Below are 19,044 nucleotides of genomic sequence, written 5' to 3'. Positions count from 1 at the left end.
CAGCGATCCAAAAGTTGGCCCACTCCTGTCCAACTCCGGCCCAACGCGTGCAATGCCCCCAATCATCTGGTGCGCCAGTCGCGGCGAGAGCGCCTCGGCAATTGCAGCTCGCGTGGGCCTTGATGGTGTGACCGTGCGCAAGCGCATCCGCCGCTTCAATGTGGAAAGGCTGGACCTCAAGAAACCGGTATCGCTCGGCCGCCGGCCAACCTACACGCCCGAGCAGACGGCCACCGTGATTGCCAGCGCGTTGACCAAGCCTCAGACGCTGGGGCTGCCGTTTGCGGCCTGGACCTGGGATCGCTTGGCCGCTTACCTGCACGAGCACAAAGGGATTGCGACGCAGCGCAGCGGCATCGACGAGATCCTGCTGCACGAGGGCCTGCGCTGGCGCAAATAAGAGACCTGGTTCGGCGAGCGGGTTGATCCGGTCTTTGCCGAAAAAAGGGGCAGATCGAAACGCTCTACACCGCACCACCTACGGTCAATGTGGTGATCTGTCTGGACGAGATGGTGGTCTTGCTTCGAAAAACTGGAGAGCCTTTCATGAAGCAGGAGGATCTCCATGCCCCACACACGTTTTACGAAGAAATTCCGGGACGAGGCTGTGCGGCTCGCCCTGACCAGCGGTCGCAGCCGGCGCGAGGTTGCCGCGGATCTCGGGATCGGCCTGTCGACCCTGCGCCACTGGCTCGATCGCTGTCGCGAGCGCGAGATCGACCACCCGCCCGAGGAGCGGCAGGAAGACATGGCCACCGAGCTGAAACGGCTGCGGCGCGAGAATGAGATCCTGCGCCAGGAGCGGGAGATCCTGAAGAAGGCCACCGCTTTTTTCGCCAAGGAGGGAAGTCGATGAAGTTTCAGTTCATCGATATGGCGAAAGAGAGATTCCCCGTCACACGCCTGTGTCAGGTCCTCAATGTCAGCTCGAGCGGCTACGACTTCCTGCGCGGTCACGTCGGCGCGTTCAACACATGGTGCGGGCTGCCCAGAGTCCTGCTCGACGACAATCTCAAGAGTGCGGTACTCGAGCGCCAGGGCGATGCGATCCGCTTCCATCCGACGCTGCTGGCCTTCGCCGGCTTCTATCGGTTCGAGCCACGTCCTGTTGCGGTTGCCCGGGGCAACGAAAAAGGCCGCGTCGAGCGCGCCATACGGCATATAAGGGAAGCCTTCTTCATCGCCCGCAAGTTCACCGATCTCGACGGTCTGAATGCCCAGGCCGAACAGTGGTGCCGCAACCAGGCCGCCGACCGGCCATGCCCCGAGGACCGGACGATGACGTTTGCGCAAGAGCAGCCACTGCTTCTGCCGCTGCCCGCCAACCCACACCCCGTCGAGGAGCAGGTCGCAGCCAAGGTCGGCAAAACGCCCTATGTCCGCTTCGACCTCAACGATTACTCGGTCTCCGGCATGCTCATGTCCGGCGCACGCTCAGCGTGCGCGCCGATCTCGGCCTGGTCCGCGTCTTCGACGGCGCAAAGATGATCGCCAGTCACCGTCGCAGCTATGATCGTGACCAGCAGATCGAGGACCCTAAGCATCTCAGGGCTCTCGTCGTCATCAAGCGCGAGGCGCGCCAGCATCGCGGCCTCAACAGCCTGACGCGCGCCGTGCCGGCCTGCCAGACCCTGATGATCCGGGCCGCCGAGCGTGGCTTCAATATCGGTGCGATCACAAACGCGATGCTGAAACTGCTTGACCTGTACGGCGCGGAAGAACTGCAGGCCGCCGTCGAGGAAGCTGTGCAAACCGGCGCCTCCCATTCCAGGTCGGTTCGCGACGGACTGGAACGCCGCCGGGTCGCCCGTGGTGCTCCGCCGCCCGTCGAAACGAGCCTGCCCGAACATGTGCGGCGCAAGGATACAACGGTACGGCCGCATCGCCTCGACAGTTACGACCAACTGGCCCTTGGAGGCAACGATGATGAATAATCCCGACATCCTGCTCAACCGGGCCAAGGCGTTGCGCCTCAATGGCCTGATCACCCGTTGGGACGAAATTGCTGGCGCGGACTGGCTGGCCGCCGTCCTTCAATGGGAAGAAGACGAGCGCTCCGACCGTTCGATGCGGCGACGCATGCGCGCCGCCAGGCTCGGCCACTTCAAGCATTTGTCCGATTATGACTGGCACTGGCCTCGCCGCATCGACCGCGCCGCCGTCGACGATCTGATGACCCTGTCCTTCATGAACGATGCCGCCAACATCGTCTTTATCGGTCCCAACGGCGTCGGGAAATCGACACTTGCTCGCATTGTCGCTCACCAGGCGCTCATCTGCGGTCACACCGTCCTCTTCCGAACCGCCAGCGAGATGCTCGGCGAACTCGCCGCACTCGACAGCGACGCAGCCTTGCGCCGACGGCTTCACCACTACGCCGCCGCCGACGTTCTTGCGATCGACGAGGTCGGGTATCTGTCCTACTCGAACCGTCATGCGGACCTGCTGCTCGAGCTCATCAACCGGCGCTACGAAAAACGCTCCACCATCATCACCACCAACAGACCCTTCGCTGATTGGTCGGACTTCTTTCCCAATGCCGCCTGCGTCGTCAGCCTCGTCGACCGCCTCATGCACCGATCCGAGGTGATCTCCATCGAAGGCGATTCCTATCGCTTCAAGGAAGCGGCCGAGCGATCAAAGGCACAGCGCGAAAAACGCACCAGCCGTTCCTCCGGCGAAAAGGTGCCCGCGGCATGAAACGCGATCCTCAACCGTCCGGCCTCAGCCGTGGAATCCACGTCCTCATTAATCCCGAACGAAACCCGAACAGGCGCTCGCTGTCTCCGAGCTCCTCAACGATCTCGCCGACAGCATCTGGTCGCACTACGGCGTCCAACTCCAGGAACTTATCCAGGAGTAGCAACGAACACCGACCGATCACAGCGATATCGGAAACGCCCCGTCCTCGTTCTAAAGCACACATCCTCGACACTCGGCCGCCTGCAAGGCCGCCTTTTTGTTCCGTCCAGAAGCACCAAACTCTTGTCGTCGTTTAGCCGCGCTTTTGAAAAGCCATCAACACTGCTCGCCTGGCTCGACACGCTCTGAAATAATGCGAAGGAATTTTGCGCGAAAAGGCCGACAACCCGGGCGATCCGCGTGCCTTCCTTCGCATTTAGAGCACCTGACGATTACTCAAATAATGCTCACCTATCCATTACTTTATGAACGATTTGACATGCGCCGGCGGGATCAGGCGGACCGTGTGCCCCAGTTGGGCGCGGCAGGCCCGTTACGGCATCTAAGGCAGCAATGGCGGGCGACGCTTGTGCCAGTCGGTCTCCTGCTGATAGGCGTCCGCTAACTTGAGAATGTCCACCTCAGCGAATGGGCGCCCGGTGAAGGAGAGGCCGATCGGCAGCCCGTTTGCATCGAAGCCGCAATTCACGCTGATCGTCGGAAGGCCTAAGTAGTTGAAGACGTCAGTGTTGGAACAAATCGCCCTAACCTTGGCTTCGGCGTCGACTGCCTGCCTCTCCATGTCGGTCTCCGCCAATGTCGGGAGACAGGTAGGGATGGTTGGCGTCGCAAGCACGTCGACGCGGCCGAACACCTCTTTTGCAAACTCCTTCAGAATCGGCCCGCGCCGGGACAAGGCCTCTAAGTAGTAAGTTGCAGGGATGGCATAGCCCGCGTAGATCCATGAGACACCTTGAGCGTAGTCCTGTGGGCGCTTCCGCATCCACTCGGCATGGATAGAAGCCGCTTCGGCTCGCATCAGAATCTGGACATACGCCAAGATCGCATCGATCAAGGGCACTGCGATGCGCTCGACCTTGACGCGCTGTTTGGCCAGTATCCCGACTGCCTCGTCGAATGCGAGGCACACCGGCTGATCCGCGTTGTCCAGGAAATACGTCGTAGGGATGCCGATCTTAAGGCCATCGGCCTTGCCGTTCAGTACCTGTTCATAGTGGGGCACATCCTCGGTCGAGCTGGTTGGGTCTAAGGGATCATGCCCTGCGATCACCGACAAAATGCGCGCGCAATCCCGGGCAGTGCGGGCAAGGGGCCCGACACTGTCAAGGGAGAAGGAGAACGGCATCACGCCGGCGCGGCTGACCCGTGTCTGGGTCGGCTTGATTCCCGTGACACCGCAGGCAGCCGCCGGCTGCCGGATCGAGCCGCCGGTGTCGGATCCAAGAGACGCATAAGTCATGCGGGCAGCCACCGCCGCACCTGAGCCCGAGGAAGAGCCGCCAGCGACGTAGGGCAGATTCCACGGGTTGTGACAGTCGCCGAAGTCCCTATTGTGCCCAGTCCCGCCGCCAGCGAACTCGGCCATGTTCAGCCCGCCGAAGCTGTAGGCGCCAGCCGCATCCATCCGAGCAAGCACAGTTGCTGTCACCTCGGGCACAAAGTCCTTACGGATGCGCGAGCCGCAGGTGCAAGGTTTACCCTTTCGATAAAACATGTCCTTGTGCGCCATAGGGACCCCATGCAGGATGCCAAGCTTGCCACCTTTCTTCACTGCTTGGTCGGCCCTGCGCGCGGATTTGCGAGCGCCCTCGTAATCTAACCAGATGGTGGCGTTGAGCCGCTTATCCGCGCGCTCGATATTTGCCAAACATGCATCGAGAAGTTCTAACGAGGAGATTTTTCGCTTGTGGATAGCGTCCGCAGCTTCGGTCAACGTGAGATCGGCGGGATCGTTCATCACGCTGTTTCCTTCGCCTTGATAAGCGCCGTTTCGAAGCTCGCCGGCTCGTCCTCGAAACGCAAGGTCCCACGCATGCTCTCGACCTTGTGGATCGTCTCAGCAAGCCCTGCGGCCACACGCTTTGCATGTTCGTTCGGCGCAGAGATGGTGTGCCAAGTGGCGATCCACCATTCGACGCGGTCAAGAAATTCGCTCATCCCATCCCTCCTAACGTTGCTTAAATCCCCGCAATCTAGATCTGTCTCGCGCTCGAGTTCGGTGGGTTCAACGTCTTGATCGGCTTTAGCAGATTCATCGCGCCCTGGAGGTCCAGATTCGCCAATCGAGATTATTAGGAAGATTGACGGCCATTTTCTTACGATTCTCTCGCTTGAGATGCACGAATGCGTCTTTGTTGCGTCGGCCCTGCTGGATTCCTGCATTCGCACTGATCCGGGAAGCGCCTCTGCTTGTTTCAAGGCCAAGCTGGGCCGGCTTCCGTAGTCTTCATGGAGATGCATATTTTTGGTGTTCTCCAGTTTGCAACCGCACAGGTTACGCCACGGCGCTCCAGCGCTGCGTAATTCCGATCGAAACCGAAATCGCGTCAGCGATGACTTGACAGAAGCAGGGCGAACGGCACTTCGACGGTACGGGCATATCCGTCGGCATCGTCAACTTGACTGACGAATGACAGGGATCGAGCTATCCATGAAGTTGGCCCACCTCAGAACCGATCCATGCCCCTGGCTACGCGCGCCGCCGCTTTCCGTTTGAAGTGATCAGCCATGCTGTTTGGTTGTACTTCCGCTTTCCCCTGAGCCTCCGGATGGTTGAGGAGATGTCGGCCGCCCGCGGGATTGAAGTTAGTCACGAGACGGTGCGGCAGTGGGCGCTGAAGTTCGGTCAGAGCTGTGCCCCCAGATCCGCCGGCTGCCCGCATCCGGAGACAAATGGCATCTCGATGGTGTGTCACGAACATATTTCTGAAGGAGGAGATGTGGAGCTGTACAAGAGATGAGAGTTGGCCCCTCGAGGTCTGCAGTCAGGTGCCGGCCTCAAACCCCTGCAAGCTGCGGTCGTCAAGCGCGGCCGTGGAAATGGTGTGCCGCGGGGTCAACTGTTGCAGCCCCGAATTGAGCAGACAGGGCTTCCCACTTAGCTAAGTGGTAGGCTTACTGTTGTGATAACACCAATCCTCCGATCGATGTCCTGAGCGGCCCGGAACGGCGCCGCCGCTGGACGGCTGCCGAGAAGGTGGCCATCGTCAACGAAACCTACGAGCCAGGCGTCACCGTCAGCCTGGTCGCCCGCATTGCCCCGAACCAGCTCTTCCATTGGCGCAAGCTGGCCGCCCAGGGCGACATGCCGGATGACAGCGGTGGCGCCGACCACCAGCACGCTGCACAAGGCTTCGTCGCCGGCCCGCGAGATCGCGCTCAGCCGGACCTTGCTGGCGGTGGAGTGATCCTTTGGGGTCAGGCCGAGCCAGGCGGCAAAGTGGCGATCCGATCGGAACGCCTCGGGTGCGGGGCCTTCATCACCAGCATGGAGGCGCCGAAGACGCCTGGGATCTTAGCGAGACGGCAGCTACACTCATCGCGGTGCCAAGCGATCAGCTTGTCTTCAACTTCTTCCAGTTGCGCCTGAAAGCCGGGCATATTCCTTGGCGTGGATCACGAGGAGCTCCCGCGCCAAGACCGGCAGCGTGTCGCCCGCCTTAATCCGCTCCAACAGCGGCTCGATCCGGCAGATCCCTTTAACGGGCACCAGTCCGAACTCCGCCGCAAAGCTCCGGATGGCGTTGGTCAGCTGGGTGCGCTTGTGGACCAGCCGATCTGGAAGTCCTATCAGCATCAAGGGTCCTATCAGCATCAAGGCCGCTTGTTGCTCACAGGTCTTGACCGGCACGAAGCGCATGGTTGGCCGGCTCATCGCCTCGTACAAGGCCTCCGCAGCAGCTGCATCGTTCTTTCTCCGTTTAACCTACAGCTTGACTAACTTGTGTGTTTTGCGTGATCCCAGCAGGCATAGGAAACTCCCACCACCACATTTTATCAAATAGTTGGGGTATTTGGCCTTCCGCCGGAGTCCTCGATTCCCGGTGAGGTGCTGCACTGCAGGCTGATGGTAGAACGAATTTCGTTTGGAGCGGCCTCAGGCATCAATGGGAGAAGCGCAGCACGAAGCGCAATGCGGATTTTGGACATCTCGGTTAAAGAGACTTCGGTGTGCATCGTCGACGAGGCCGGCAAGATCTGCCGTGAGATCAAGATCATCGCTCGTCCCGAGGACCTGCTGCAGCTCATGCATGACACCGCCTGGAACCTCGAGGGTGCCGTCGCGAGTTGTGTAGAAGTACGGATGGCGGGATCTCCTGTATGAAGATGGTATCCTCACCAAAGAGGAGGCAGTTGCAAGCGACCTACGCGGCCATTGAGCCCCGAGTGATCGTCTTTATGTGATCCGGCCGTGGGCGCCGTCATCGCTTCAAAGGCCCAGACCGCCTTTCATGGATGTAGACGAACGCGAATCCCGGCGCTCCGCCGGGTTGGCGCAGGATTTCGGCTGCGCGAGGCGCAACATCAATGGAACTCAGCTCTTGCGGTGTCCTAGGGTATTGCCGCGAAAGATAAAGAAAGTCGCAGCGTTAAGCGCGGATGGGGAAGGAATGCATCACATGTTTAATCGCCCATGCTTCATGCAGCGCTCTCCCGGAGCGATCCAGTCCATCGAGAAAGAGCATTGTGGTCTGGGAGCTGGCAGCGGCATCGGCGGGACCGGGAAGAGGGGCGATGCCGGGCGCGAACAATGCCTTTGTGAGGTTTTCCGACATCCAGAAGACCTACGACGGCGAAGCGCTGGTGGTTAAGAATCTCAACCTGGACATCCCTTGGGGTGAGTTCTTGACCATGCTGGGGCCCCTCCGGCTCCGGCAAGACGACGACCCTGATGATGCTTGCTGGCTTCGAGGTGCCCACCCAGGGCTCCATCCTTCTGGAGGGGGCGCTCCATCGACAAGCTGCCCCCGCACAAGCGCGACATCGGCATGGTGTTCCAGAACTACGCGCTGTTCCCGCATATGACGGTGGAGGAGAACCTCGCCTTCCCGCTCAAAGTCCGCAAGATCGGCAGGGCCGAGGCCGAAACGAGGGTCAAGCGTGCGCTCGACATGATCCGGCTCGGCGCTCATGGCAAGCGCCGGCCCGGACAGCTTTCCGGCGGTCAGCAGCAGCGCGTCGCGCTTGCCCGTGCCCTCGTCTTCGATCCCAAGCTCGTGCTCATGGACGAGCCGCTCGGCGCGCTGGACAAGCATCTGCGCGAACAGATGCAGCTCGAGATCAAGCATATTCATCAGGATCTCGGTGTTACCATGGTCTATGTGACGCATGATCAAAGCGAGGCGCTGACCATGTCGGACCGCATCGCGGTGTTCAACGACGGAGTCATCCAGCAACTCGCCACACCCGCCGAGCTGTACGAACGGCCGCAGAACGCCTTCGTTGCTCAGTTCATCGGCGAGAACAACCGGCTGCATGGCAAGGTTATTGCGATACGCGATCTGCAAGGTGGAAGTGCCGGGCGCGGGCAACGTGCAGGCGTTGGCAATCAATGTCGAGGCGGTCGGTCGGCCGACCGTGCTGTCGTTGCGACCGGAGCGAGTGAAGCTGAATCCGACGCCGGGCTCGCTGCCCAACGTCTTCAGCGCGCGGGTTGCGGAGGTGATCTATCTGGGCGACCACGTGCGAACCCGGGTCTCGGTCTGCGGCCATGATGATTTTGTGATCAAGCTGCCGAATTCGGAAGGCGTGGTGCAGCTCGAGCCGGGCACCGCGATCACCATCGGCTGGAAGACTGAGGATTGTCGGGCGCTCGACGCGTCATGACCAGCTAGGGCGCAGTCGACAGGGCTGGCTCGGTCGTTTGACAACGCCGCTTCGATGTTGGAGCGGCATTACAGAGGGAGAGTAAGTCAATGAGACCATCCTTAATGATTGCCGGCGTTTTGGTGACGGGCTTGGCGGCGAGCGCGTTGATGCCGGCGAAGCCCGCTTTCGCGGGCGACCGGCTGACGATCGTTACGTGGGGCGGGGCCGCGCAGGCAGCCTACCGCAAAGGCATTTTTGACCCGTTCACGAAGGCAACCGGGATCAAGGTTATCGATGACGAATGGAACGGCGAGATCGCCAAGGTCCGCGCCATGGTCGAGGCCAAGACGGTGAGATGGGATGTGATCACCACCCCCACGAGTTCGGCCTTCCGAATGTGCAACGACGGCCTGATTGAGACGATCGATTGGAAGAAGGTGGGCCTCGTCCGGGACAAGTTCGGTGACCCCGGCAAATTCGACTGCGGGCTCCCGCAGGCCTACAATGTGACCGTCGTCGCCTATGACAAGAACAGGCTGCCGACCGGCCCGAAGACCATCGCCGACCTGTTCGACACGAAGACATTCCCGGGCAAGCGCGGATTATGGAAGAATGTCTCGGCCAAACTTGAATGGGCGCTGATCGCCGACGGCGTGCCGAGGAAGGACGTCTACAAGGTTCTCCGTACGCCGGAGGGCGTCGACCGCGCCTTCAGGAAGCTCGACACGATCAAGCAGGACGTCATCTGGTGGACGTCCGGCGCCCAGCCGCAACAGCTCCTGGCCGACCGCCAAGTCGTCATGACCGAGGCCTGGAACACCAATGTCACCGATGCCGTTAAGCAGTCCGGCCAGCCCTTCGAGATGATGTGGGACGCCGCGGTCGGGGGCTGGCAATACTGGGTGATTCCCAAGGGCACTCCGCGTCTGGACGAGGCCTACAAGTACCTCGGCTTCGCCGGCACCCCCCAAACGGAAGCCGACCTGACACGCTACATGCCCGTCGGGCCCGGCAACAGGGATGCCATGGCGCTTGTCGATCCGGCGGTGCTGCCCGACCTTGCAAATAGCCCCGAGCATTACGCCGTTGCTGTGCTGCCTGACCCTCAGTTCTGGCTTGAGCGGGGCGATGAGCTCAACCAGCGCTTTAACGCCTGGCTCGCGAAGTAAGAAGAAGTAAGAACAAGGAGCGGCGAGGAGGACTTTGCGTTCTCCTCGCCGCCATGAACGGCCATTGGCGACCCGGTTGACGTCCTTCTCACAGAATGGGCGAAGCAGTGCCACGCCCAGGGAGGGATCGTCGTTCTGCCTTACTTTCCGCTCCCTCACCTAGAGAATGCCGCAAATTCGTGCTGAAGCGCAGGAGCGTTCGGCGCAGCAGCCGGACCAACTCCCATCAGTCACCGTAACCGCGCCCGATGTAAAGCCGCTGAGGCGAATGGCTCGACAAAAGCCTCTGCCAAATCGCAGCGCGCGTACCAGAAACGTAGCTCCGCCCGAGCAACAACGTGAAGCGCCGATTGTGGGCTCAAGCGGGGTAACCCCTGCCTCTTCCGATGACGCTACCGACTTGCGCCCCACAGCTGCCAGCTCGATCCGCTTCACCGGAGCCGAGGTCAATGCTGTGCCCTTCACGCGGCCCGGTGAGGCGCTGGAAATCGTGCCCGGCCTGATCGTCACACAGCATTCAGCGGAGGGCAAAGCCAATCAGTACTTTCTGCGCGGTTTCAATCTCGACCACGGCACCGACCTCGCCATCACCGTCCATGGCATGCCCGTCAACGTGCCGACCCACGGCCACGGACAAGGCTATGCCGATATCAACTTCCTGATCCCCGAGTTGATCCAGTCAGTGAAGGGGCCGTACTTCGCCGATGTTGGCGACTTTGGTTCGGCCGGAGCCGTTGGCATCGACTATGTCAACAGGCTGCCGCAAAACATTGCCGAAGTAAGCTTTGGCAGTTTCGGATATCGTCGCGGCATTGCTGCAGGCTCTACCTCTTTTGGAAGGCACGTTGCTCGCGGCTATCGAAGGAACGAAGTACGACGGCCCACGGGATGTGCCGGACGACGTGCGCAAGCTCAATGGCATGCTGCGCTATAGCCGGGGCACAGCGAGCGATGGCTCACCCTGAGCGGTATGGCCTATTCCAATGCCCGGAACTCCACCGATCAGGTCGCCCAGCGTGCGATCAATCAAGGCGTCATCAGCCGCCTCGGCTCCCTCGATCCCACCGCTCTCCAGCCGCTTCAGCCTGTCTGGCAACTTCGCGCACTCAAGTGAGTACGGACAGACCAAGATCAGCGCCTACGCAATTCGCTCAAGCCTGCAGCTTTACAACAATTTCACGTACTTCCTGGACAATCCCGTCAATGGCGACCAGTTCAACCAGCTCGATCAACGGACGGTCAGCGGCTTCGACGCGCGGCACACATTTGCCTGGCGGTTCGGTAGCGTCGCGACACAGACCCGCGTCGGCATGCAAACCCGATACGATGCCATCCGCGTCGGCCTCTTCAAGACCGAGTAGCGCAACTGGTTATCGACGGTGCGAGAGGATAGCGTACGCGAGGGGAATATCGGCATCTGGACCTATTCCGCCACACGATGGACGGACTGGCTCCGCACCCCTGTTGGCCTCCGCGAGGATTGCTTCGCCGGACGCGTGCTGAGCGACACGCCCGAAAATTCGGGGAATGCCCAACTTCGATGGTGAGCCCGAAGGCCGGTATCGTGCTCGGCCCGTGGCTCAGGACCGAGCTCTATTGCAATGTCGGTTACGGCTTGCACAGCAACGATATCAGGGGCGCAACCATCGTGGTTGACCCTAATGACAAGGTGACGCAGCTGGACCGTGTGCCGCTCCTGGTCCGCTCACGCGGTGCGGAAGTCGGCATTCGCACCAAGCCCGTCGAGGGTCTTACCAGTTCAGTCGCGCTCTTCGTCGATTCCGAGCTGCTGTTCGTCGGCGATGCCGGCACGACAGAGCCGAGCCGACCGAGCCGCCGCATGGGCGTGGAGTGGGTCAACCAATACAAGCCGCTGCCCTGGCTGTCCTTCGATCTCGACGTCGCCTACACGCGCGCCCGATTTACCAATCCCGTCGGTGACTGCATTCCCGGCGCGCCAGCCTGGGTGGGAAGCGCGGCGATCACCTTCGGTAACGAGACCGGCTGGTATGGGGCGCTGAAGGCGCGTTATTTCGGACCTAGGCCGCTCATCGAGGACGACAGCTCCGATCTCTCGCATCGCTCATCTTCAATTCGCGCGCGGGATATCGGTTCAATGGCTTGCGTGTCCAGCTCGATGTGCTCAATCTCTTCGACGCACAGACAAACTTACCTTTCACGGCTCCCCGGTGAACCTGTCGACAGCGTCGCCGATCGTCACATTCATCCCGCAGAGCCGCGTGCCGTGCGGCTGACGGTGGGAGCGCGGTTCTGATTTGCCTTGCACTGCTCTGGAAACGGCTTTGGTTATTTTCGACGGTTTTGACTGAGATTGCGGGCTGGTTCATGTCCACTCCTGTCCGTAAGCACCGTACCAGTGACGGGCCAGGAGCGTTGCGTTTGGCCGGACTGCCGTGATTCAAACTCCCGAGCTGGGGGCTCGAAGCAGCGCTACGAACTCGCCGACTTTGAATGAAGCACCATCAAGCCGATGCTTTCTAAACAAGCCGCGTGGCCATCTTCTGGGTCCTGCGATCAGGAGGCACCCTGGAGTGATCTGCCGGCGGCGTTTGGCGCATACACCACTTGCTACAACCGCTGCGCCAGGTGGCGACGGGCCGGTGTTTGGAGCCGCCATGGAAGCGCTTGCCACTGCCCACGATGCTGCTGTCCAGATGATCGACACCTCCATTGTCCGCGTGCATCAGCATGCAGCCTGCATCACAAGGAACCAGCGCCAATCGTGGCAAGGTCCCGCGGCGGCTTGACCAGCAAAATCCATGCGGTGGTCGATGAAAATGGTCTGCCCGTACCGCTGGCGCTGAGTCCGGGTGAGGCCCGTGACGTTCGACTTGCTGGAAAACTGCTGTCTCGTCTGAAGTCCGGGTCAATGCTGCTTGCCGACCGGGTCTATGACGCGAACTCGATCAGGGAGCTTGCCATGAAGAAGGGCGCATGTGCCGCCATCCCGCCGAAAACAGTCGCAGCGATCCGATCTACTTCAGCCCCTATCTCTACCCCGCTCGCAACCGGTCGAGCGGCTCTTCAACGGGATCAAACAGTGTCGTCGGGTGGCGGCGCGCTATGACAGGCTCGCTGCTAACTACCTTGCTTTCGTTCAACTCGCGTCAATCAGGCTGTGGCTGCACCTTAATGATGGGGTGGACGCCCCGCCGACGGCATCGATGTGCCAAAGTGGAGGTGTTGAGCACCACTTAAGGGAGGCGTCCGTGTCAAAGGTTACCATGATCGGTCTGAATATTGCCAAGCATCGGCGTGGACGGACGCCTTGCGCTATTCAGCAAGCGGATCAGCCGCGGAAAGGTGTTCGACTTTTTCGCGGCTCAGCCGAGCTGCATTGTCGCGCTTGAGGCATGTGGCGGAGCTCATCACTGGGCCCGCCAACTCACTCAGCTTGGTCACCAGGTCCGACTGATTCCGCCCGCTTATGTAAAAGCCTTCGCAAAGCGGCAAAAGAACGATGCCATTGATGCTGAAGCAATTTGCGAAGCCGCTCAGCGGCCGAGCATGCGGTTCGTGGCCGTGAAGAGTGAAGAGCAACAAGCGGCGGGTCTAGTGTTTCGGACCCGTGACCTGCTGGTGCGGCAACGAACTCAGCTCATTAATGGCAATCCGAGGACACCTCACGCGGGTGGATCGCTCCCAAGGGGCCCTCCCACGTGGCGAAGCTCGCCGATCTCATCGAGGAAGAAGAGATGATCAGTACGCTTCCAGATGCGGCCCGCGCCATGTTCCGCTTAATCCTCGATCTGCTCGCCGGCCTCAATGACAGAATTGCGGATCTCGACAAAGAAATCGCGCGGCGCGCTCGGGAGAACGAAGTGACACGCAGGCTGATGACCATTCCAGGCATCGGCCCGATCTCTGCTACCGCGATTGCGGCCCTGGCTCCGCCAGCCGAGACATTTGCCAAAGGCCGAGACTTCGCGGCCTGGCTAGGTCTAACACCTCTTCAAAGATCGACGGGCGGCAAACAAAAGCTCGGCGGAACATCCAAGATGGGCGAACGCACGCTACGGCGTCTCCTCATCATCGGCAGTAGCGCAGTCGTGCAGCAGGCGAGCAAACGTGGCGCGCCAAAAGGGTCGTGGCTCGAACAGATGCTGGCTCGCAAACCGCGCATGCTGGTAACCGGCGCGCTTGCAAACAAGACAGCACGCGTCGTTTGGGCGCTGCTTGTGAAGCAGGAGAATTACAGGGCTCCGGTCGCGGCCAAGGCATAATCCTGGTCGGACCTGAGGTCGTCAGAGGTGTAGTCGGTCAAAGGAAGGTATGGCGCAACGGTCGGCGAGACGGGGTCGGAAGAACCAGACGGACTCATCGTGCCTGGAGCACGCCTTAATGATTTGGTTCCGATCCGCGAACTCCCATACAGGCCCTCAGCTCCATCGCTGCATCAGAGGCCGGACAGATGGCAGCATCCGACTACGTGCCAACCTTCTTCAAAAACGGCTTGTATCTTGCGGGGCGTCCACAGATGAGTCCGCGTCCGAACTAACTAATTCTCCGTAGAACTAGCTGTCTTCTGCGGCTCGTCCGGCAAATTGCCTTAACCCAAACAGTAGTCCGCTTGCTAATCGTTTCACCAGTTCGAGACGATTTGAACAGTGTCATGGGATCTCGCGTGCGCCCCGGAATAGTCGGACTACAAGGGCGCAAGACTGGATCACCTATCTCATCGCTCCGCCTCAATCCCCGCCGTTTTCGCAGAATATCCTCTCTTTTCCATCAAACATTGCAGCTATCAGGCGATAGCCGCGCCCTATGTTGCGCTCAGTTGGGAGCCGAAGTTCAACCACTTCGGACCCTATTGGCCCGTCGAGCAAAGACAGAAGGTACAGCAGGCCCAAAGCGGTTTGCTGATTTGGGGATGAACGATCATGAAGCTAGGTGCGGCAATTGCCGAAATTCTCAAGCGGGAAGGTATCGAGATTCTGTGCGGCTATCCGGTCAATCACCTAATCGAATTTGCCGCGATCGCGGACATCCGCCCGGTGATCGTGCGCCAAGAGCGCATCGGCCTTCACATGGCAGACGCAATTTCTCGGGTCACATCCGGGCACTCCGTCGGCGCCTTTTGCATGCAGAACGGTCCCGGCGCGGAAAATGCTATGGGCGGAGTCGCGCAATGTTACGGAGACTCGGTTCCCGTGCTCGTGCTGCCGATGGGCTACCTTCGTCGTCTTGCGAACATCGAGCCGAACTTCAATTCCAGCCAGGCGATGAAGTCTTTCTCCAAGTCCGCCGAGCCGATCGTCTTCGCTTCTGAGCTTTGCAACATCTTTCGCCGTGCCTTCACAAAGCTGAAGAATGGTCGCGGCGGGCCGGTTCTTGTAGAAATTCCGGAGGACATGTGGAACGAGGAAGTACCAGAGCCTTTGGACTACACGCCAGTTTTGCGCACGCGCTATGGTGCTGATCCAGCCCATATCAAGGAAGCTGCCGCGCTTCTGATCAATGCAAAACGCCCGGTGATCTATGCGGGTCAGGGCGTCCATTACGCCAGGGCTTGGCCGCAATTGAAGCGATTGGCAGAGCGGCTCGCTATTCCCGTGACGACAAGCTTGGGGGGAAAATCATCCTTTCCCGAGACGCATCCGCTCTCGCTTGGTTCTGGTGGGTTAGCAGTGCCGCGTGCCGTCGCACATTTTCTGAGCGAGGCTGATGTCATCTTCGGAGTCGGCTGCTCCTTCACCGAGACCTATTTCGGGATCGCTATGCCTAAGGGCAAGACCATCATCCATTCGACGCTCGACCCCAGCCATCTCAACAAGGATGTCGAGGTCAAGCTAGGCTTGGTCGGCGATGCTGGGCTCGTGCTCGATGCGCTGCTGGAGGAAGTCGGCAAAACCGTCACCGGCGATCGCGATGTCCGTGGCGTCGCGGCCGAGATCGCAAACTGCCACAAGCAATGGCTTGCGAAATGGATGCCTAAGCTGACCTGCAACGATGCGCCGCTTAACCCATACCGCGTCTTGTGGGACCTGCAACGTACAGTCGACATCCGCAACACTATCATCACCCACGATGCAGGCAGCCCGCGCGACCAACTCTCTCCATTTTGGAAGACGGTGGAACCCCTGTCCTATCTCGGCTGGGGTAAGACCACGCAACTGGGTTATGGTCTCGGCCTTGCAATGGGCGCAAAGCTCGCGAAGCCGGACAAGCTCTGCATAAACGTTTGGGGCGATGCGGCGATCGGATTTACGGGGATGGATTTTGAAACTGCTGTGCGCGAGAGAATTCCAATTCTATCGATCTTGCTCAACAACTTCTCCATGGCGCTCGAACTCAAGGTGATGCCCGTCTCGACGGAAAAGTATCGCTCAACTGACATCTCCGGCGACTACGCTGCAATGGCGCGTGCGTTCGGCGGCTATGGCGAACGGATCACGAGGCCTGAGGACATCGTGCCAGCGATCAAGCGCGGCATCGAGAAGACGCAGGCTGGTATTCCGGCGCTGCTCGAATTCATCACCTGCAAAGAGACCGAGGTCTCCCGTCCAGAAACGAACCGCTATGCTCGCGCTAGCTCGGAGTGAGCGGGCAAGTCGATGATGAGTCCTGTTGATCTTCACAGTTGAGGAAAGCGCCGTGACGGATACAACTCCCGCGCGGCCGAGTTTGCGGCGGTTGGGGAGTTTCACGCGTACGCTGCATCGGATTGAATCTTCGCGATAGGTCTTCCTTGAACAAGCTGCACCGCACACAGCGGTAGACAAGCGGAATAGGGACTTGGTCGCCGCTATCGCCAGCGCGCTGGAGGCGAGCCAAAAGTATGCAAGAGGACTCCAAATATGCCGAATTGGGACTACATCATCGTCGGTGGTGGCTCGGCCGGTTGCGTACTCGCCAATCGTCTCAGCGCGGATCCGCGCGTAAAGGTGCTGCTCCTCGAGGCGGGTTCACGTCACGGGTCGATTTGGGTCGATATTCCAGTAGGGTTCACCAAGCTCCTGCGCCGAAAGGACTTCCAGTGGAGCTTTGAAATCGACGCTAAAGACACTGCGGCGGGACAGCGCCTTCCGTGCGCGAGTGGCCGCGGACTCGGCGGTTCAAGTTTGATTAATGGCATGCTCTATGTTCGCGGCCAGCCATTCGATTATGATACTTGGAGTCAACTTGGCAATCGCGGCTGGTCATATGAAGACGTGCTGCCGTACTTCAAAAAGTCAGAGAACTACGAAGGACTGGCGGACGAGACGCGCGGCAAGGGTGGACCTCTTAATATACGGCAAATTAAAGAGCATGTACTTGGCGAAGCATTTGTATGCGCCGCGCAAGCCAATGGCTTTCCTCTTAATCAGGATTACAATAACGGGCGGGAAGGCTTTGGCTACTTCCAAGCGACGATCAGGAACGGTCAACGCTGGTCTGCCGCTCGTGCTTTCCTAGATCCTGCCCGTAATCGGCCAAACCTGCGGATTGAGGCCGATGCGCTTGCCACCCGCATCCTGCTTGAAGGCACGCGTGCGGTCGGTGTTGCCTATACTCAGAACGGCGAGAGTCGCGAAGAGCGTTGCAGCGCTGAGGTGATCATCTCTTGCGGCGCTATTCAATCTCCGGGCTTGTTGGAGCTTTCGGGCATTGGTCGACCGGAAATTCTCACGAAGCATGGCATTAAGATCCGCCACGAATTGCAAGGCGTCGGCGAGAACTGTGGCAACCACTTCTACGTCAATACCAATTGGCGCGTAAATCGTCCGATCACGTTCAACGAGCAGGCGCGCGGTTTCAGCCTCCTGCGCGAGATAGTACGGTACTATATAAGCGGAACTGGTTTGCTAACGCAGCCACCATCCCTGGTCGCTGGCTTTGTGCGAACGCTGCCCCATCAGCACACGCCGGATGTGCAGTTCCACATGATTCCAGGCACCGGAAATCCGAAGCGGAAAGGAAGCCCCGACAAGCAACCTGGAATGAGCGTCTTGATCAACCAGTGCCGCCCAGAGTCGCGCGGTACGATCCATATCAAGTCGGCAGTCCCGGGCAGCGAACCAGCTATTCAACCAAATTACCTGTCGACGGAAGAGGACTGTCGCTCAATAGTGGCCGGCGCACAGATTGCGCGCAAGATCATGCAGGACCCAGCCATCGCCAAATATATTGCGTTCCAGATTGACCCCGGCGATAAAGTTAAAACCGCCGACGAATGGCTCGACTATGCGCGCTACGCCGGACGGGGGCATCACCATTTTGTCGGTACTTGTAAGATGGGCAGCGATACTATGGCCGTTGTGGATGAGCGCCTACGTGTGCATGGGCTTGCCGGACTGCGCGTCATTGATGCCTCCATCATGCCGACCGTACCCTCCGGTAACACCTACGCGCCGACAATAATGGTGGCGGAGAAGGGCGCCGACATGATCAAAGAAGATGCGCAGAACCGGTCGTGAGGAAACGCCAAAACTATTGAGCGTAAGCCGAGTTTCCCAGTACGAGATATTTGCATCGTTTGAGTTACGACGCTCAAAAAAGCCGTCGACTTGCGCGACAAGGAATGAAACGATCACGTACCCGTGGGATGCTAGCGCCGACCATGGCTGCTTGACTAGAGCCTTCGACGATCATGTTGCGGCGTATCCTGCGGCGGCGAAGTAGTTGCGGGATCCGGTTGGGTGAAGCGGACGATGATGCGGCAGATAGCGCTCGAGAGCTCCTCGTTGGCGAAGGCGCGTAACACTTGAATAGAGCGGCGGGTAGAAGGCCTTGCCACGGCGGCTTCCATGGACTGGCGGACCGTTGGTCCGTTATGGCTGGACAGGTTGTCCGTCATGACAATGGCGCCTGACCCGACGTGGTAGATGAGAACCATTTCGAGCGTGCCTCCGAGCCAATCCCGCCGCCGTTTCGCGACGTCCGGCCTGTGTTGCTCGCTCGCAAGCGCGGCCATTTTTTGTGGGTGATGCCGTGTAGGGCGATGAACAGACGGGCCGTGCCTTCCCTGAACACCGCCCCCATTTGCGCGAGGCTCAGGCACAACTCCTCGGATCGCGGTATCGGGCGTTTTCTTTAGTCGATGTGGCCAGACCGGCGATGGCCGCCAAAGCGCCTTTTGCAGCGCATCACCCTGCTGGCGAATCGCGCGTTCGCCAGCGGCTCACGTTGGGCAGCACTCACGCCGAACCCGCCGCCTGCCTCGCGGTGCGCCCCTTCACGGCTGTTAGATCCGAACGCGGAGATCCAGCGAAAGAGCTTCGACATGCCCCGGCACCTAGTCGGCCGTGAACAAGGCTCTAAGCGATTGAGCGGGAGTCTGTTTTCGGGTTTTGGAGGCATTTGAGATTGCAGGGATTTGGGGCTTGAGGCTTCCAAACCCTGCAAATTGGTTTTTGGATTTCCT

Annotated in this window: 13 protein-coding genes and 8 pseudogenes; 17 read left to right on the top strand and 4 right to left on the bottom strand. The window is 59.8% G+C overall.

All coding sequences use genetic code 11. From position 1 onward, the window contains the following. Positions 1–133 precede the first annotated feature (133 nt). The 5 genes and pseudogenes from P0R31_RS38435 to istB all read left to right on the top strand — a co-directional run bounded on the left by P0R31_RS38435 (position 134) and on the right by istB (position 2,700). Complete coding sequence (locus P0R31_RS38435) at positions 134–400, top strand: hypothetical protein (protein WP_275520345.1); 267 nt, start codon at positions 134–136, stop codon at positions 398–400. A gap of 165 nt (positions 401–565) precedes the next feature. Further along, positions 566–939 (top strand): annotated as a pseudogene (locus P0R31_RS38430) (transposase); the annotation flags it as partial. 339 nt (positions 940–1,278) lie between these two features. After that, positions 1,279–1,488, top strand: a complete 210-nt coding sequence (locus tag P0R31_RS41210) for a Mu transposase domain-containing protein (RefSeq protein ID WP_430516892.1) — start codon at positions 1,279–1,281, stop codon at positions 1,486–1,488. After that, positions 1,440–1,934, top strand: a complete 495-nt coding sequence (locus tag P0R31_RS38425; RefSeq protein ID WP_275520343.1) for a Mu transposase domain-containing protein — start codon at positions 1,440–1,442, stop codon at positions 1,932–1,934. Before P0R31_RS41210 ends, P0R31_RS38425 begins: the two co-directional genes overlap by 49 nt. Next, positions 1,927–2,700, top strand: a complete 774-nt coding sequence (istB, locus tag P0R31_RS38420; protein WP_275520341.1) for an IS21-like element helper ATPase IstB — start codon at positions 1,927–1,929, stop codon at positions 2,698–2,700. The genes P0R31_RS38425 and istB overlap by 8 nt, the downstream gene beginning before the upstream one ends. Before the next feature lie 544 nt (positions 2,701–3,244). Here istB and P0R31_RS38415 read toward each other — a convergent pair. Both P0R31_RS38415 and P0R31_RS38410 read right to left on the bottom strand, forming a co-directional pair. Continuing rightward, positions 3,245–4,660: an amidase gene (locus P0R31_RS38415; protein ID WP_275520339.1), complete on the bottom strand. Its 1,416-nt coding sequence runs from the start codon at positions 4,658–4,660 to the stop codon at positions 3,245–3,247. Next, positions 4,660–4,860, bottom strand: a complete 201-nt coding sequence (locus P0R31_RS38410) for a hypothetical protein (protein WP_275520337.1) — start codon at positions 4,858–4,860, stop codon at positions 4,660–4,662. The genes P0R31_RS38415 and P0R31_RS38410 overlap by 1 nt, the downstream gene beginning before the upstream one ends. A gap of 518 nt (positions 4,861–5,378) precedes the next feature. Between P0R31_RS38410 and P0R31_RS38405 the strand changes: the two are divergent. Both P0R31_RS38405 and P0R31_RS38400 read left to right on the top strand, forming a co-directional pair. Further along, positions 5,379–5,614 (top strand): annotated as a pseudogene (locus tag P0R31_RS38405) (IS6 family transposase); the annotation flags it as partial. A 231-nt stretch (positions 5,615–5,845) separates the two neighbouring features. After that, positions 5,846–6,034, top strand: a pseudogene (locus P0R31_RS38400) (transposase); the annotation flags it as partial. On the opposite strand, the pseudogene P0R31_RS38395 reads toward P0R31_RS38400, so the two are convergent. Beyond that, a pseudogene (locus P0R31_RS38395) lies at positions 5,996–6,628 on the bottom strand (transposase); the annotation flags it as partial. The pseudogenes P0R31_RS38400 and P0R31_RS38395 sit on opposite strands and share 39 nt — an antisense overlap. A 207-nt stretch (positions 6,629–6,835) precedes the next feature. Here P0R31_RS38395 and P0R31_RS38390 point away from each other — a divergent pair. The 10 genes and pseudogenes from P0R31_RS38390 to P0R31_RS38350 form a co-directional block, all read left to right on the top strand. Further along, positions 6,836–6,976, top strand: a pseudogene (locus P0R31_RS38390) (IS110 family transposase); the annotation flags it as partial. A 461-nt stretch (positions 6,977–7,437) separates the two neighbouring features. Next, positions 7,438–8,529 (top strand): annotated as a pseudogene (locus P0R31_RS38385) (ABC transporter ATP-binding protein). Between the two features lie 89 nt (positions 8,530–8,618). Next, positions 8,619–9,680 carry an ABC transporter substrate-binding protein gene (locus tag P0R31_RS38380; protein WP_275520335.1) on the top strand — a complete coding sequence of 354 codons (1,062 nt, stop codon included), beginning with the start codon at positions 8,619–8,621 and terminating at the stop codon, positions 9,678–9,680. Between the two features lie 166 nt (positions 9,681–9,846). After that, on the top strand, positions 9,847–10,614 hold the full coding sequence (locus P0R31_RS40940; protein ID WP_343299366.1) for a Plug domain-containing protein: 768 nt from the start codon (positions 9,847–9,849) through the stop codon (positions 10,612–10,614). 82 nt (positions 10,615–10,696) lie between these two features. Then, positions 10,697–11,041, top strand: coding sequence for a hypothetical protein (locus P0R31_RS40935; protein ID WP_343299365.1), 345 nt, complete (start codon positions 10,697–10,699; stop codon positions 11,039–11,041). A 179-nt stretch (positions 11,042–11,220) separates the two neighbouring features. After that, complete coding sequence (locus P0R31_RS40930; RefSeq protein WP_343299364.1) at positions 11,221–11,955, top strand: hypothetical protein; 735 nt, start codon at positions 11,221–11,223, stop codon at positions 11,953–11,955. 216 nt (positions 11,956–12,171) lie between these two features. Beyond that, a pseudogene (locus P0R31_RS38370) lies at positions 12,172–12,826 on the top strand (IS5 family transposase); the annotation flags it as partial. A gap of 84 nt (positions 12,827–12,910) precedes the next feature. Then, positions 12,911–13,924: pseudogene (locus P0R31_RS38360) on the top strand (IS110 family transposase). A 657-nt stretch (positions 13,925–14,581) separates the two neighbouring features. Then, positions 14,582–16,243, top strand: a complete 1,662-nt coding sequence (locus tag P0R31_RS38355) for a thiamine pyrophosphate-requiring protein (RefSeq protein ID WP_275520332.1) — start codon at positions 14,582–14,584, stop codon at positions 16,241–16,243. 255 nt (positions 16,244–16,498) lie between these two features. Then, complete coding sequence (locus tag P0R31_RS38350) at positions 16,499–18,097, top strand: GMC family oxidoreductase (RefSeq protein ID WP_275520330.1); 1,599 nt, start codon at positions 16,499–16,501, stop codon at positions 18,095–18,097. Between the two features lie 155 nt (positions 18,098–18,252). Here the strand turns inward: P0R31_RS38350 and P0R31_RS38345 are convergent, their stop codons facing one another. Next, positions 18,253–18,516 (bottom strand): hypothetical protein, encoded by a 264-nt coding sequence (locus P0R31_RS38345; protein WP_275520328.1) that lies wholly within the window; start codon positions 18,514–18,516, stop codon positions 18,253–18,255. Positions 18,517–19,044: the final 528 nt, after the last annotated feature.

Source organism: Bradyrhizobium yuanmingense (assembly GCF_029167105.1).
In the GTDB taxonomy this organism is placed as follows: Bacteria; Pseudomonadota; Alphaproteobacteria; order Rhizobiales; family Xanthobacteraceae; genus Bradyrhizobium; species Bradyrhizobium yuanmingense_A.
Note: the sequence above shows the minus strand (reverse complement) of the source record. Positions and strands in the feature narration are given on the sequence as shown.